The 14,604-nt window shown below is 69.6% G+C and carries 17 protein-coding genes; 13 read left to right on the top strand and 4 right to left on the bottom strand.

Going from position 1 to position 14,604, the window contains the following annotated elements; genetic code table 11:
- Nucleotides 1-102: 102 nt before the first annotated feature.
- Nucleotides 103-513, top strand: a complete 411-nt coding sequence (locus LR394_RS16855; protein WP_231442942.1) for a MarR family winged helix-turn-helix transcriptional regulator — start codon at nucleotides 103-105, stop codon at nucleotides 511-513.
- Between the two features lie 5 nt (nucleotides 514-518).
- On the top strand, nucleotides 519-1,859 hold the full coding sequence (locus LR394_RS16850) for an MFS transporter (RefSeq protein ID WP_231443207.1): 1,341 nt from the start codon (nucleotides 519-521) through the stop codon (nucleotides 1,857-1,859).
- 69 nt (nucleotides 1,860-1,928) lie between these two features.
- Here LR394_RS16850 and LR394_RS16845 read toward each other — a convergent pair whose 3' ends face one another.
- Together LR394_RS16845 and LR394_RS16840 are read right to left on the bottom strand one after the other, a co-directional pair.
- A complete protein-coding gene (locus LR394_RS16845; RefSeq protein ID WP_407937067.1) occupies nucleotides 1,929-2,696 on the bottom strand; it encodes a CPBP family intramembrane glutamic endopeptidase in 768 nt (255 codons plus the stop codon).
- 116 nt (nucleotides 2,697-2,812) lie between these two features.
- Nucleotides 2,813-3,256 (bottom strand): hypothetical protein, encoded by a 444-nt coding sequence (locus LR394_RS16840; protein WP_231442938.1) that lies wholly within the window; start codon nucleotides 3,254-3,256, stop codon nucleotides 2,813-2,815.
- A gap of 86 nt (nucleotides 3,257-3,342) precedes the next feature.
- Here LR394_RS16840 and LR394_RS16835 point away from each other — a divergent pair, with 86 nt between their 5' ends.
- The 8 genes from LR394_RS16835 to alc all read left to right on the top strand — a co-directional run bounded on the left by LR394_RS16835 (nucleotide 3,343) and on the right by alc (nucleotide 11,233).
- A complete protein-coding gene (locus tag LR394_RS16835) occupies nucleotides 3,343-4,515 on the top strand; it encodes a class I SAM-dependent methyltransferase (RefSeq protein WP_231442936.1) in 1,173 nt (390 codons plus the stop codon).
- The gene (locus LR394_RS16830) at nucleotides 4,512-5,594 is read left to right on the top strand and encodes a hypothetical protein (protein WP_231442934.1); all 1,083 of its coding nucleotides are present in this window, start codon (nucleotides 4,512-4,514) and stop codon (nucleotides 5,592-5,594) included. Before LR394_RS16835 ends, LR394_RS16830 begins: the two co-directional genes overlap by 4 nt.
- A gap of 44 nt (nucleotides 5,595-5,638) precedes the next feature.
- Nucleotides 5,639-6,169: a 2-oxo-4-hydroxy-4-carboxy-5-ureidoimidazoline decarboxylase gene (uraD, locus tag LR394_RS16825; protein ID WP_231442932.1), complete on the top strand. Its 531-nt coding sequence runs from the start codon at nucleotides 5,639-5,641 to the stop codon at nucleotides 6,167-6,169.
- Nucleotides 6,169-6,495, top strand: coding sequence for a hydroxyisourate hydrolase (gene uraH / locus LR394_RS16820; protein ID WP_231442929.1), 327 nt, complete (start codon nucleotides 6,169-6,171; stop codon nucleotides 6,493-6,495). Before uraD ends, uraH begins: the two co-directional genes overlap by 1 nt.
- Before the next feature lie 8 nt (nucleotides 6,496-6,503).
- On the top strand, nucleotides 6,504-7,397 hold the full coding sequence (pucL, locus tag LR394_RS16815) for a factor-independent urate hydroxylase (RefSeq protein ID WP_231442927.1): 894 nt from the start codon (nucleotides 6,504-6,506) through the stop codon (nucleotides 7,395-7,397).
- Between the two features lie 10 nt (nucleotides 7,398-7,407).
- Nucleotides 7,408-8,640 (top strand): DUF6986 family protein, encoded by a 1,233-nt coding sequence (locus LR394_RS16810; protein WP_231442925.1) that lies wholly within the window; start codon nucleotides 7,408-7,410, stop codon nucleotides 8,638-8,640.
- A gap of 25 nt (nucleotides 8,641-8,665) precedes the next feature.
- Nucleotides 8,666-9,997, top strand: a complete 1,332-nt coding sequence (gene allB, locus LR394_RS16805) for an allantoinase AllB (RefSeq protein ID WP_407937066.1) — start codon at nucleotides 8,666-8,668, stop codon at nucleotides 9,995-9,997.
- 117 nt (nucleotides 9,998-10,114) lie between these two features.
- Nucleotides 10,115-11,233 carry an allantoicase gene (gene alc / locus LR394_RS16800; protein ID WP_231442920.1) on the top strand — a complete coding sequence of 373 codons (1,119 nt, stop codon included), beginning with the start codon at nucleotides 10,115-10,117 and terminating at the stop codon, nucleotides 11,231-11,233.
- On the opposite strand, the gene LR394_RS16795 is transcribed toward alc, so the two are convergent.
- The gene (locus LR394_RS16795) at nucleotides 11,218-11,688 is read right to left on the bottom strand and encodes a GNAT family N-acetyltransferase (RefSeq protein ID WP_231442918.1); all 471 of its coding nucleotides are present in this window, start codon (nucleotides 11,686-11,688) and stop codon (nucleotides 11,218-11,220) included. The two genes, alc and LR394_RS16795, sit on opposite strands and share 16 nt — an antisense overlap.
- A 99-nt stretch (nucleotides 11,689-11,787) precedes the next feature.
- On the opposite strand from LR394_RS16795, the gene LR394_RS16790 reads away from it, so the two are divergent.
- The 3 genes from LR394_RS16790 to LR394_RS16780 all read left to right on the top strand — a co-directional run bounded on the left by LR394_RS16790 (nucleotide 11,788) and on the right by LR394_RS16780 (nucleotide 14,370).
- Nucleotides 11,788-12,306 carry a DinB family protein gene (locus tag LR394_RS16790; RefSeq protein ID WP_231442916.1) on the top strand — a complete coding sequence of 173 codons (519 nt, stop codon included), beginning with the start codon at nucleotides 11,788-11,790 and terminating at the stop codon, nucleotides 12,304-12,306.
- 76 nt (nucleotides 12,307-12,382) lie between these two features.
- Nucleotides 12,383-12,676, top strand: a complete 294-nt coding sequence (locus LR394_RS16785) for a hypothetical protein (RefSeq protein ID WP_231442914.1) — start codon at nucleotides 12,383-12,385, stop codon at nucleotides 12,674-12,676.
- Nucleotides 12,673-14,370, top strand: a complete 1,698-nt coding sequence (locus tag LR394_RS16780) for a hypothetical protein (protein WP_231442913.1) — start codon at nucleotides 12,673-12,675, stop codon at nucleotides 14,368-14,370. The genes LR394_RS16785 and LR394_RS16780 overlap by 4 nt, the downstream gene beginning before the upstream one ends.
- Here the strand turns inward: LR394_RS16780 and LR394_RS16775 are convergent.
- Entirely contained in the window at nucleotides 14,333-14,512 is a 180-nt protein-coding gene (locus tag LR394_RS16775) for a hypothetical protein (RefSeq protein ID WP_231442912.1), read from the bottom strand. The genes LR394_RS16780 and LR394_RS16775 overlap by 38 nt on opposite strands.
- Nucleotides 14,513-14,604 lie beyond the last annotated feature (92 nt).

Here is a 14,604-nt window from a genome sequence, read left to right as displayed (position 1 = left end):
GAATCCGGGTAGACGGTTGCGGCCTTGCGTGGGGGCACCTCCCGGCCCTCTAGGGCTGGGGGAATAGTTAGCCTGCCTAAGCAGTTGGCTTAGACTGTGCCCGTGATCGAGGAGACCGAGCTGCGTGTGGCGCTGATGAAGGCGACCCGCCGGCTCCGGCAGCAGAAGTCCGACTCCGAGCTCACGGACAGCCAGATGTCGGTGCTCGCCGTCCTGGACCGTTCCGGTCCGCTGACCCCGCGCGCACTGGCCGATTTCGAGCGGGTGCAGCCGCCGTCGATGACGCGCACCCTGGCCGCCCTGGCGGAGCGTGGTCTGGTCGACCGCGCCGCCGACCCGGGCGACGGCCGACGGATCATCGTCCGGATCACCGAGTCCGGCTCCGCCGCCGTCATCGCGACCCGCCGGCAGCGTGACGCCTGGCTGGCTCGCCGGCTGGCCGAACTGGACCCGGACGAGCGAGCCGTTCTCGCTCAGGCGGCACAGATCTTGAGGAGGATCGCCGACTCGTGAGTCCAATGTTCAGGGCACTCAGCATCCGCAACTACCGGCTCTGGGCCTCCGGGGCCATCGTGTCGAACACCGGCACCTGGATGCAGCGAGTAGCCCAGGACTGGCTGGTCCTCACCCAGCTGACCAGCAACTCCGGCGTGGCGGTGGGGATCACCACCGCGCTGCAGTTCGCTCCCGTACTCCTGCTCGCCCCCTGGGCCGGTGCGGTGACCGACCGGTTCGACCGCCGCAAGGTCCTGATCACCACCCAGATCCTTTCCGCCGTGCTCGGCCTGACCCTCGGTCTGCTGATCGTCACCGGCCTGGTCCAGCTCTGGATGGTCTACGTCCTGGCCGCCGGCCTGGGCATCGTCGCCGCGGTGGACGGCCCGGCCCGTCAGGCCTTCGTCTCCGAGCTGGTGCCGGTGGAGTACCTGCCCAACGCGGTCGGCCTGAACTCCGCCTCGTTCAACGCCGGGCGGCTGCTCGGCCCGGGTCTGGCCGGCCTGCTCATCGCCTGGATCGGCACCGGCCCGGTGTTCCTGATCAACGGCCTGAGCTTCATCGCCGTGGTGTTCTCGCTGACCCGGATGAACCGCGACGAGCTCAGCGCCCAGCAGCGCCCGGCCCGGGGCAACCGTTCCGCCCGCGCCGGTCTGGCCTACGTCCGCAGCCACCCGGAGATCGCCCTGGTGATGACCGTGGTCGGCGCGGTGGCCATGGTCGGCCTGAACTCGCAGATCACCATCGCCCTGATGGCCCGGCTGACCTTCGACAAGGGCGCCGGCGAGTTCGGCCTGCTCGGCTCGGTGATGGCGATCGGCTCGCTGGGCGGCGCCCTGCTGGCCGCCCGCCGCGAACGGCCCACGCTGAAGCTGGTGCTCGGCGCCGCCGCGGCCTTCGGGATCACCTCGATCCTGTCCGCGGTGATGCCCACCTACGAAACCTTCGCGCTGATGCTGATCCCGGTCGGCCTGGCCGCGCTGACCATGCTGACCGCGGCCAACGCCACCGTCCAGCTGGCCACCGACCCGTCCATGCGGGGCCGGGTGATGGCGCTGTACATGGCCATCCTGATGGGCGGAACCCCGGTCGGCTCGCCGATCATCGGCTGGATCGGGGAGGAGTTCGGCGCCCGCTACACGATTCTGATCGGTGGTGTGGGCACCCTGATCGCGGCGGCGGTGGGGATGATCTGGATGAGCCGCTCGGTCGCGGTGCGGGAGGCCGTGCAGCGTGCCGCCGAAAGGCCGCTCGGTACGGTCACCGCCACGGCCGGCCGTACTCCGGAGGCGAGCGCGGTGGCTCGGACGAGCGCTACCCGCCAGAGCGCGGTGAAGGAGACCATCGAGAACTCAGCCGCCTGAGCTCGGTACCGACAAAACCAAGGTGCCCACAACGTCCTTTAATTTGAGACGTGGTGGGCACCTTGGTGTTTACGAGATCCCCAGCCAGCCGGGCAGGTGGTCGAGGTACTGATAACCGACGAAGCTCACGATGTCGAGGATCGTGTGCGCCACGATCAGCGCCCACACCCGCCCGCCGCGCCGGTACCACTCGGCGAACACCACGCCCATGATCGCGTTGCCGATGAACGGCCCGAATCCCTGGTACAGGTGGTACGAACCGCGCAGCAGGGCGCTGGCCGCGATCACCCGGGCCCAGGGCCAGTCCAGCCGGCGCAGCCGGTTCATCAGGTAGCCGACCACGATGACCTCTTCGAGCACCGCGTTCTTCACCGCCTGGAGCACCAGCACCGGCACCGTCCACCAGTGCGTGTCCAGCCCGGAGGCCACGATCGTGGTGGTGATGTCCAGGTTCCGCCCGACCACGTACAGCACCAGCCCGGGCAGCCCGATCAGCGCCGCCAGCCCGGCCCCGTACGCCACGTCCCGCCACCGTTGGGTGCGATCGAGGCCCAACCGGGCCGCCCAGCGCGTGGTGTCTCCGGCCAGCAGCCACAGCACCAGGAGCACCGGGATCAACGTGGAGAAGATGTCCAGCAGTTGGTAGGTCAGATCCAGGTAGGGCCGCACACTGCGCGAGGCGTTCAGCGTGGAGGTCTGCGCCGACAGCCCGCCCTCCCGGGTGAGCTTGGCGATGATGCTGACCACGGAGTAGATCGCCGACATCCCGAGCGAGAGCCCGAGCACGATCCCGATCTCCAGCTTCAGCCGCCGCCGGGCCGCGGGATCGGTGTGCACCTGCTCCTCGGAGACATCACGCGCATGCGCCGGACCCCGCAACCACCAGGGTGATCCGGCCTGGTTCTCAGACACCCGGCCACCTTAGTGAGCCTGACTGTGGCCTGCGCCGTGCGCTAGGCTGCGGGGTAGAGCCAGATCCATTGCGGTGAGATCTGGAAGTGAGCTCCAGGATTTCCTGCCGGACGACAGGGCCTGGAGCTCGCGACGTTTGCGCAGGTCAACCCACTTCGCGAAGAGTCACTGCATGCCACGGCATGCGAACGGCGCAGGGCATCGAGGTGGGTCCGGTCCCGCCGGTCGTCGGCTGGGCCTCGTGACTCCAGAATCAACTCGTCGCAGCCGTCGAGTTCCTGCAACAGGTGCTCCATGCACTTTCGCCGCCGGCGTTCCATCGATTCACCGGGGTCGCTGTGCCGGACCACCACCAGCGCCTCGATCGGGAGAGCGGCCACGGTCTCGCTGATCATCAGCCGTCGCTTGTCCTGTTCGTCGCGCCAGTGGAGCTTGCGCTGGCCCTTCAGCAGGAGCACCTGCATTGCGGCCCTGACCTCCGGCACGTTGCTCTTCGCGGTGAGGGCGGCGGCGAGAATGTAGGTGCCCGGTGCGAGGAAAGAACCGCAGCGCGCCCTGCGACAATCGGCAGGTGCCGGAACCGCTCACCCCTGCCCTTGACCGCTTGCGCCCGCTGCTCCTGGACACCGAGGGGCTGGTGCGGGCGGTGGCGTCGGGGCATCGGCGTAGTGAGCATCCGGATCCGGCGCGGGCCGAGCTGCGGCCGGTGGAGCTGCGGTCCGGGCGGCAGTTGCAGGTCACGGCGACGGACGGGCGGATCCCGGTCACCCGGAACTATGCCCCCCAGGAGGCTGGGGCGGCGGTGGACGCGTTGCTGGGCCAGCCGTTCGGCAACTGGCACGTGGAGACCCGGGACCAGGTGGTGCAGCTGCGGGTGACCAAGCGGGGGGAGGCCCAGGTGCACACGTCGCAGCAGAGCGTGGAGGCGGTGGACGCCGGCCACGACAAGGCCAAGAACCACCTGATCGATCCGGCCGACCCGTTGTTCCGCGTGCTCGGGGCGGACGGGGCGAAGCGGCGGCAGGTGGATGCGTTTCTGCGGCAGTTGGCCCCGATCGCCCGCAAGGTGAAGCCCGAGGGCCGGCCGCTGCGGGTGGTCGACCTGGGGTGCGGCAATGCCTATCTGACCATGGCCGCGCATCGGTACCTGTCCGCCGAGATCGACCCGGACGTGCAGACGCTGGGGGTAGACATCCGGCCCGAGATGGCCGAGCGCAACGCCCGGGTGGCCGCGGAGGCCGGGCTTGAGGGGCTGCGGTTCAAGGCGGCGTCGATCGAAGAGGCCGCCGTGGATCCGGAATTCACCGGGGTAGACATCGTGCTTGCCCTGCACGCCTGCGACACAGCAACGGACGATTCGCTCGCCTTGGCAGTCCGCTGGCGGGCAAAGGGGGTGCTGGCTGCCCCCTGCTGTCACAACGACGTACAGCGGCAGTTGCAGGCGGCCGACGGCATTCCGTTCGCCGGGCTGACCAGGCACGCCATTCTGCGCGAGCGTTTCGCCGACGTGCTCACCGACAGCATCCGCGCCGACCTGCTGCGCCTGCTCGGCTACCGGGTCGAGGTGGTCGAGTTCATCGACTCCAAGCACACCCCCCGCAACGCCCTGATCCGCGCCGTCCACACCGGCACGGCCCCCACTGCGCGGCGGGTGGCCGAGTACACCGAAATGGTTGCCTCCTGGCAGGTGAAGCCCGCCCTGGCAGATCGACTGGCCCCCGAGGTGGAAGCAGTCCTGGCGTGAGCATGAGGTCGGCGGCCGTGCTGCTGGCGCTTGTCCTGGTGCTGCTGACCGGGGGGCCGGCACAGGCGAAGACCAAGCAGGACCGGGTGATCAAGGATTCGCGGATCACCGAGAGTTCCGGCCTGGCGCCCAGCCTGCTGCACAAGAACGTGCTCTGGACCCACAACGACTCCGGACACAGCGCGCAGATCTACGGGATAGCGAAGAACGGGTCGACCGCGGCAACCGTCGTCATCTCGGGGGAACAGTCCCGGGACTGGGAGGCGATCACCAGCCTGCGGGGTCCGAAGAACAGCCCGGCGCCGGGGGAAGCACTGATCGCGGTGGGCGACATCGGCGACAACCTGGCGGTGCATCCGTCGGTGCGGATCGCGATCATCCGGGAGCCGCAGAATCTGGCCGACGTCACCGTCGAGCCGGTCCGGGTGCTGAATCTGACCTACCCCGACGGCCCGCGCGACGCCGAGGCCCTGCTGGCCGACCCTAAGAGCGGCCAGCTGTACGTGGTCTCGAAGACGCTGTTCGGGTCCGAGTTGTACTCCGTCCCCAAAAAGGTCTGGCCCGGCAACCAGGCAACCGGCGAGTCCAAGGTCACCGAGATGACCAAGGTGGCCACCATGCGCGCCCCCATGGTCACCGACGGCGCCTTCCTGCCCGACGGCAATCTTCTCCTGCGCGGCTACGGCAACCTCTCGGTGATCGCGGCCCCCAGCACGGTCGAGAACGAACGCCTGGAAACTCTGGCCTCCAAGTCCCTGCCCAAGCAGGAGCAGGGCGAATCGCTCGCGGTGGTGGACGACGGCGCCTATGCCCTGATCGGCTCGGAAGGTGAGAACTCGCCGATCCTGCGGGTGCGCATCCCCGAGGTGGCCACCGAGGAAGCCGAACCGTCCAGCGCTTCGCCGACCCCGACGTCCGTAAGCAGCAAGGCCGCCGAGCAACTGAGGGAACTGGCCGGCAGCGACACCCGACTGCAGCTCATCGTCGGCTCCGGCGCCGCCGTGGTTGCCCTCATCGTCCTGATTGCCGCCGCGATCATGTTGCGCCCGAATCGTTCTCGCCGCAGACGCCGCCGCTGAGGTTGAGTAGGGTGTGAGCGCAGCCGAGACAACCGAGGAGACCGGTGCCCTCTGCCAACGGTGTCGCCCAGTTCAACGCCCTGCCCGCCGAACCTGCCCTGCAACGCCTGCTGACCTGCATGAACGCTCCCGGCTGGGCCACCGCGGTGCTGGCCGGACGGCCCTATCCGGATGCTGAGAGCCTGCTCGCCACGGCCTACCGCTTCGGTCTGGTGCTCGGCGAGGACGATTTGCGGCTGGCGCTGAGCAAGCATCCGCGGATCGGTGAACGGGCGGGCGGAAACGGGCGGGAGGCCGCGCACTCCCGCTCCGAACAGGCCGGGGTGGACTCCGCGGACGCAGAACTTACCGCCGCGTTACACGCCGGAAACCTGGCCTACGAAAAGAAGTTCGACCAGGTCTTCCTGATCCGCGCGGCCGGTCGCAGCGGGCCGGAGATCCTTGCCGCGCTGGACGAACGGCTGGTCAACGACCCGCAGACCGAGGCCGAGGTGGTGCGCGAGCAACTGGCCCAGATCGCCCAGCTGCGGCTCACCGGCTGGCTGGAAGAGCTTTCGCCGGGAAAGGTTTCCTGATGGCCACCCTCTCGACCCATGTGCTCGACTCGGGCACCGGGCGTCCGGCGGTCGGGGTCGCCGTGGTCCTGGAAGGGCCCAACGGCTGGCTGGCGAGCGCCGTCACCGATGCCGACGGGCGGGTCCGCGACTGGGGTAGTGACGTGATCGTCATGCCTGGCATCTTCCGCCTGACGTTCGGAACCGGAGAATGGTTCGAGCAGCAGGGCCGGGAGTGCTTCTACCCGCAGGTGTCGATCGCCTTCACGATCGCCGAGGGGGACGGGCACTTTCACGTCCCGCTCCTGCTCTCGGCCTACGCGTACTCGACCTACCGAGGGAGCTGACGCACCGCATGGGTATCGTTCTGGGCGCCAATCAGTACGGCAAGGCCGAGGTCCGGCTGGTGCACGTGGACCGCTCGTCGCCGCGCCACGTCCTGACCGATCTGAACGTCAGTACCCACCTGCGCGGGCGTTTCGAGGCCACCTACCTCGCCGGCGACAACGCCTCGGTGCTGGCCACCGACACCCAGAAGAACACGGTGTACGCGTTCGCCCGGAAGTACGGGGTGGGCTCGCCGGAGGACTTCGGGCTGCGCCTGGCCCGGCATTTCGTGCAGTCGCAGCCGCCGGTGCAGGGTGCCCAGATCGAGATCGACCAATTGCCCTGGCAGCGGATCGAAGTGGGCGGGCAGGAGCACGATCACGCGTTCGCCCGGCCCGGCGGTGAGCGGCGGACCACCACGGTCACGGTGGACGGTGACCAGGCCTGGGTGGTCTCCGGGCTGACCGATCTAGTGGTGCTGAAGTCGACCGGCTCGGAGTTCCACGGGTTTCCGCGCGACGAGTACACCACACTGCCGGAGACCACCGACCGGATCCTGGCCACCTCGGTCACCGCGCGTTGGCGATATGCGTCTGCCGACCTGGACTTTGACGCTGTCTATCCGGAAGTGCGCACGCTGCTTCTGGAAACCTTCGCGTCGGTGCACAGTCTCGCCCTGCAGCAGACCCTGTACGCGATGGGCCAGGCCGTGCTGGAGAAGTTCGCCGAGGTGGCCGAGATCCGCCTGTCCATGCCGAACAAGCACCATTATCTGGCCGATCTCACACCTTTCGACCTGGACAATCCGAACGAGGTGTTCATCGCCGGTGATCGGCCCTACGGTCTGATCGAGGGGCAGGTGCTGCGCGAAGAAGCACCGGACGCCGGGCTCGCCTGGGAGTTCGTGCCGGGCTTCATCTAAGGGGGCGAAGATGTTCGACGAAGCTTTCCGATCGGATGTCGACGCGCGGATGGCGCCTGCCGATGCGCAGGCGCAGTGGTACCCGGGCGAGGCCGGATCTCGTCAGCCGGTGCACACGGTCTACGTGCCGGCCGACCAGTTCAGCGCGGCCACCTGCACGCAGTGGGGTGAACAGGCCCTCGCGTTGCTCGCGGAACACGCACCCACTCCGGCTGCGCTGGCTTCGGCGGCCGGGCTGGCTCCAGACCATATTGTGGACGTCTACCCGCGGTTGGCAACGAAACTCGCCTCCCAGCCGCTTGAGGACGTGCGGATCGACTTCGAGGACGGGTACGGCTTGCGTCCGGATCCGGAGGAGGACGAAACCGCCAAGGCGGCCGGGGCCGCGCTGGCTGAGCTGGCCCGCCGTCCGGATGCGCCGCTGCTGGCGGGTACCCGGATCAAGGGGCTGCAGGCGGCCACTCGATGGCGAGGGCTGAACACCCTTGGGCTCCTGCTGTCCTCGGCGGTCGAACACGGCGGGCTGCCGGAACGGTTCGTGGTCACCCTGCCGAAGGTGGCTCACGTGGCCGAGGTTCAGACCGGGGTGCGGGTGCTGCAGCATCTGGAAGCGGAGCTCGGCCTGGCGTCGGGGGCGCTGCGGCTGGAGCTTCAGATCGAGGTACCGCAGGCGGTTTACGGTCCCCAGGGCGCAGCGGTGGTGGCTCAGCTGGTGCACGCGGGCCGGGGCCGGATCGAGGGACTGCACTACGGTACTTACGATTTCAGTGCAGCTGCCGGAGTGGTCGCGGGCTATCAGTCGCTGGAGCATCCGCTGGCCGATCACGCCAAGGCCGTGATGCAACTGGCCGCCGCGCAGACCGGAGTCCGGGTCAGCGACGGTTCCACCAACGTCATCCCCTTCGGTTCTGACGTGGCCGATGCCTGGCGGCTGCACGCCCGGCTGGTTTCCCGGGCGCTGGAGCGAGCGCTGTACCAGGGCTGGGACCTGCATCCGGGCCATCTGGTCAGCCGGTACGCCGCCACCTACCAGTTCTACCGGGCCCAGCTCGGGCCCAGCGCGGCACGGCTGAAGGCCTACAACGCCAAGGCGGCTTCCGGGGTGATGGACGAACCGGCCACCGCGCAGGCCCTGGCCAACGCCGTGCTGCGGGCGGTGGACTGTGGTGCCTGTTCCGACGAAGAGGTGTTCGCGGCCTGCGGGCTGGACCGGGCCGGATTGCTGGTGCTGGCTCGTCGCTGATTGTTGATTGGGGTGCAAGAGCATGCTGGACACGGTTTTCCGGGCGCCTCGGGTGATCACCACGGTGGGGGAGTCGGCGCGCTCGATCGGGATCCGGGACGGCCGGATCGTGGCGATCGAGCCGCTGGACGCCGGGCTGGAGGCCGGGCGGGTGATCGAGCTCGGCGAGGACGTGGTGCTTATGCCCGGCCTGGTGGACACCCACGTGCACATCAACGAGCCGGGGCGCACCGAATGGGAAGGCTTCGCCTCGGCCACCCGCGCGGCCGCGGCCGGCGGTGTGACCACGCTGATCGACATGCCGCTGAACTCCATCCCGCCCACCACCACGGTCGAGGGGCTGGAGATCAAGCGGAAGGCGGCCTCGGGCGCGGTCTACGTGGACACCGGGTTCTGGGGCGGGGCGGTGCCCGGCAACCTGGAGGAGCTGCGGCCGCTGCACGACGCCGGGGTGTTCGGGTTCAAGTGCTTCCTGCTGCATTCCGGGGTGGACGAGTTCCAGCCGCTGGCCTCGGCCGAGCTGGAGCAGTACCTGGGCGTGCTGCAGGATTTCGGTGCCCTGATGATCGTGCACGCGGAGAACTCGCAGTCGATCGACCGGGCTCCGGCGCCGGAGGGCGAGCGGTACCGGCGGTTCCTGGCCTCCCGGCCGCGCGGGGCCGAGAACATGGCGATCGCCGAGGTGATCGAGGCCGCCCGCTACACCCGGGCCCGCGTGCACATCCTGCACCTGTCCAGCTCGGACGCCCTGCCCATGCTGGCCTCGGCCAAACGCGACGGGGTGCTGGTCACGGTCGAGACCTGCCCGCACTACCTGAGTTTCACCTCCGAGGCGATTCCCGACGGGGCCACCCAGTTCAAGTGCTGCCCGCCGATCCGCGAGAGCGCCAACCGTGAGCTGCTCTGGGAAGGCCTGCGCGAGGGCGTGATCGACTGCGTGGTCACCGACCATTCGCCGTGCACGCCCGAGCTGAAGCGGTTCGACATCGGGGACTTCGGCGTTGCCTGGGGCGGGATCTCGTCGGTCCAGCTCGGGCTGCGGGCGGTCTGGAGCCAGGCCCGCACGCACGGTTTCTCGCTGACCGACGTGTCCGAGTGGATGTCCGCGCGCACCGCCAACCTGGCCGGGCTCAGCCGCAAGGGCCGGATCGCGCTGGGCTACGACGCCGATCTGTGCGTCTTCGCGCCGGACGAGGCCGCGGTGGTGGCCGCCTCCGACCTCGAGCACCGGCACCCGATCACCCCTTACGACGGGATGGCGCTGGCCGGAGTGGTTCGGGAAACCTGGCTCGCGGGTGAGCCTCTGGATCTGGATGCGCCACCCCGAGGACGGCTCCTGCGCCGCGGGGATGTCTGAGATCCGTGGCTGCGGTGCCCCGATCGTCCGTTGCTCTGAACGCATCGGTGCCCCGCCGGTTCTGGCCGGGCCCGCATTGGTGCGCCGCTCGTCCCCAGTTGGAAAGGAAGTAGTTGCATGGCCGAAAAGCAGTTGCTGACGGATCTTGCCAGTAGCGCCGTGGGTGGACGCGTGGTCTACGCCAACGACCAGTTGTTCGCCGACCGCCGCAATCTGATCCGCCCCGAGCCCTCGGCCCACGAAGTGCACACCTTCGGCCCGGACGGAAAGATCTACGACGGCTGGGAGACCCGCCGGCGCCGCGATGCCGGGCACGATTACGCGATCGTCCGGCTCGGCCTGCCCGGCGTGGTGCAGTCCGTGGTCATTGACACCGCGCACTTCAAGGGCAACTACCCGCCTTTCGCCTCGATCGAGGCCACCGCCTCCGAGGGGCATCCGGTGGCGCAGGACCTGCCCGAGAGCGCCTGGACCACGATCCTGCCCAAGGTCGAGCTGAAGGGGCACACGGCCAACGTCTTCGAGGTCACCAGCGAGCACCGCTGGACCCATGTGCGGTTGTCGATCTATCCGGACGGGGGAGTGGCCCGGCTGCGCGTGCAGGGTCTGCCGGTGGCCGATCCGCGTCAGCTCACCGGCACCATCGATCTGGCCGCGCTGGAGAACGGTGGGGCGGTGGTCGGCGTCTCGGACATGTTCTACTCCTCGGCCGCCAAGCTGATCCTGCCCGGCAACCCGCTGACCACCGAGGGCGGCTGGGAGAACGCCCGGCGGCGCGACGACGGCAACGACTACGTGGTCTTCGCCCTGGCCGGGGCGGCCTCCCTGCGCCGGGCCGTGATCGACACCAGCCATTTCCTCGGTAACGCCCCGGGTGAGCTGCGGCTCCTCGGGTCGGTGCCGGGCTCGCAGGACTGGCTGGAGCTCCTGCCACGACAGCCCGTCCGGCCCGATTCGGTGCACCGGCTGCGGGTGGCCCGGGACGTGGTCGATCAGGTCCGGATGGATGTGTATCCAGACGGCGGGATGTCTCGCGTGCGGTTGCTCGGTGAACTGACGCCCGCTGCGCTGGAGTTGCGCACGCTGGAGTACCTGTCCCGGCTGCCGGGCGGGCACCTGGAGGAGTTGCTGCTGGCCGTGCCCGAGCTGTCCTCCGCCGAGGCGGATTCCCTGCGCTCGTCCCGCAGTAGCCTGACGGCGGTTCCGGCTGCCCTGCGGAACTATCTGCTCGACTGAAAGGTCAGGCAGAGCAGGCGCTCCCGATCGTCCCAGGACGGAGTTTCGACGAAGCCCAGCGAGCGGTAGAGGGCGATCGGGGCGGCCCGCCAGTCCCACACCGTCAGGACGATCCGGCGCGGGCCGGCCTGCTGCTGAGCCGCCTGGAGCAGGGCCCGGCCGGCGCCGGTGCCGCGCTCGGCCGGGTCCACCCAGAGTCGCTTGATCTCGACCTGGTCGGCGTCGGTCTTCAGAACCACCACACCCGACGGACGCTCGCCGCTCGCCTTGCGGGCGACGAGGGTTTGGGCGAGAAGCTCTTGCGGATGATCGATCTCGTCCTGGTAGCGCTGCGGCAGCGGACCGCCGGTGGCCAGACCGTGTTCGGCCTTCTCCTGCTCGGTGGTGCTCAGGTAGGCGGCCAGCAGGCGGGAGATGTCCGCGGTGTCCTCGGTGCGGGCCGGTTCCACGATCATCCGGTGATCCTAGGTTCTGCCGGGGCGTGAGCAAATATCTGCACCCGGAGCGCACGTAGGGGAAGAATCATCCGATAGGGGCGCACTATCTTGGTCCGCATGGCGATCGAGAAGGACACCAAGGACTGGACGTGGGTACTCGATCGCACCTGCCCGGAGTGTGGTTACGAGGCCGGGTCGGTGTCGATGTGGCGCCTGCCGTCGTTGATCCGGGCCAACGTTGCCTCCTGGCTGGAGGTGCTGGTCACGCCCGATGTGCGGCGCCGGCCGCAGGAGGGGACCTGGTCCCCGCTGGAGTACGCCTGCCACGTGCGCGACGTCTTCCAGATCTTCGACCAGCGGCTGCAGATGATGCTGACCGAGAACGACCCGCTCTTCCCGAACTGGGACCAGGACGACACGGCCGTGCAGGACCGCTACTGGGAGCAGGACCCGGTGCTGGTCTCCCGCGAGCTACTGGCCGCCGGGGACGCGATCGCCCACCGCTTCGCCGCCGTCACCGACGCCGAGTGGGAACGGCCGGGCCGGCGTAGCGACGGGGCCAAGTTCACGGTTGACAGCTTCGCCCGCTACTTCCTCCACGACCCCGTCCATCATCTGAACGACGTCAAGTACTGAGTGCCCTCGCCTGTGGAAAACCGGGCTGTGGATAACTTTCCAAGACTGTCGGTGGTCCGGTCTACGGTTCCTCGGTATGAGCCCACTGCTGAACGTCGACACCGACGAGCTGCACGGTCTGGCCGCGCGGATCCAGGCCGCGGCCACCGAGGCGTCCAACACGCATGCCAATCCGGCGGCCATCCGCGCCACCATGGCTGCCCTGGGCGAGCCGGGCCTGGTCGCTGCCTCCCACACCTTCCTGGAGCGCTGGTCGTACGCCCTCGGTGAGGTGGTCACCGATGCCGAGCGGCTGGCCCACCAGATCAGCCTGGTGGCCAAGACCTGCGAGAACGCCGAATCCCTGGCCTCCCGGAGCTTTCTGTCGTGAGCGGGGCGTACTACGCCGCCCACGAGAGCGCTTCGGGCGGTCCGATCACTCCGGGAGAGCTGGCCCGGCTCACGGCGGCCGCGGGGGCCGCCGAGTCGCTGAGCCGGCATCTGCTGGTCATCGCCGACGGGCTGGACGTTGCGGCTCGGGGCTTCCCCACACCCCAGGTGCTGCGGGCTCCGGCCGCGGCTGCCCTCGGCGAGCTGCTCGCGGTCGAGCCGGACGAGCTGCGCCGGGTAGGTTCCGCCTGCCGCCAGGCCGCGCACGCCTACACCCGGCACGCCGATCTGCTGCGGCCGGCGATCGTCAGCCTGCAGCGCGCTGTTTCGGCCCCACCCGACCTCGCTGAGGTGCTCGCCCGTGATGCTGCGCAGCGGGCGGCCGAGGCCGCCCGGCTCACCGCTTCCACCCTGGCCGGGCTCGCCGCCACGGCGCCGCAACGGCCCGCCCGCTGGCGGCGCTGGCTGGCCAACGCCGAGGAGGTCCGGGCCGAGGTCGTGCTCGGCATGCAGGAGACCACCCAGGACGCCCTGTACTCAGTCGCCCACCTGGTCTCCGGCTACGTTCTGCTGCCCTCGCCCCGTACCGCCGCCGAGTCCGTCCAGGGCGTGAAAGCCGTTGTGCAGCAGCCCGACGAGGCGGCCAAGGCGATGGTCGACTTGGACACCTGGCGCACCAATCCGGCCCGGGCCACCGGTCACCTGATTCCCGGCCTGGCCGGCGGCGGTCTCACCTCCGGCCAGGTCGCCGCCGCCCGGCCCGGCCAGCTCCAGCGGGCCCTCCGGGCCGCCCAGCTCGCCCGGGCCGAAGAGGCCGCCCGCCGCGCGGCCACCGCCGAGGCCGCCCGCAGCGCCCGCTCCAACCTGATCGGCCGCAGCACCACCCCCGACGCTGACGGCCCCACCCCGGCCTGGCACGGAGAAGACGGCCTGGGCCTCAGCCCCCAGGCGAGCGCCGCCGTAGACAACTTCTCCGCCTTTGCCGCGGCCGGCGAGCCCACCCTCACCGCCGCCATGCACGAGGTGTCCCGCTCCGCCCGAGCCGAACTCGCCGGCCTGGCCCACCGCCTGAAAGACGGGGAATCGCTGAAGCGCAAGGTCGCCACCCAGCAGGCCAACACCGGCAGTTCGCTCCCGGTCCTGCTCGACCGCGCACAAGATGCGGTCCGCTACACCGTGGTCCTGGCCGACCGCTCCTACGTCTCCGGCGTCGCCCAGGTAGCCGCCCTGCTGGAGAGCCGCGGCTACGCCAACCTCAGCGTCCACAACGCCTGGCATTCCAAGCGCTACCGCGGCATCAACACCACCTGGGCCGACCCGTCCACCGGCATCGCCTTCGAGGTGCAGTTCCACACCCCGGCCACCTGGCAGATCACCCGGGAAACCCACCGCGCCTACGAGGAGTTCCGCCGCCCAGGCACCACCCCCGAACGCGCTGCCCAGTTGTCCGAGGAGATCGGCGCCGCTTACCGAACCGCCCCCATCCCCGAAGAGGTCAGTCAGCTGAGCAAACAGGCCCTACCCCCGTCCAGCGTCGTCGAACGAGTCCCCATCGACTACACCGTCCACGCCGGCCTCGGCGTAGCAGCCATCCCCGGCGCAAGCCGAGCCACCCAAGACGGCGCGACGGAACCACCCCGAACCATCCTGCGCCCCCTCAACCCGCCAACCCCCGAAGGAGCGCTACAGAAGTAGCCGCCACGACACCGGCGACCGCGACACCGGCGACCACGACACCGGCGACCACGACACCGGCGACCACGACACCGGCGACCACGACACCGGCGACCACTTCACCCGTGGCCTGCGGGTCGGCGGCTCCAACACCAGCGGCCATCAGACCCGCGCTTGCATGTCGGCGGATACCGCGGGTTCGCAGCTATCGCGGGTTTGCAGCTACTGCGGCGGCGACCAGGCCGGCGACCTGCT

Source organism: Kineosporia babensis (assembly GCF_021129305.1).
Classification (GTDB): Bacteria; Actinomycetota; Actinomycetes; order Actinomycetales; family Kineosporiaceae; genus Kineosporia; species Kineosporia babensis.
Note: the sequence above shows the minus strand (reverse complement) of the source record. Positions and strands in the feature narration are given on the sequence as shown.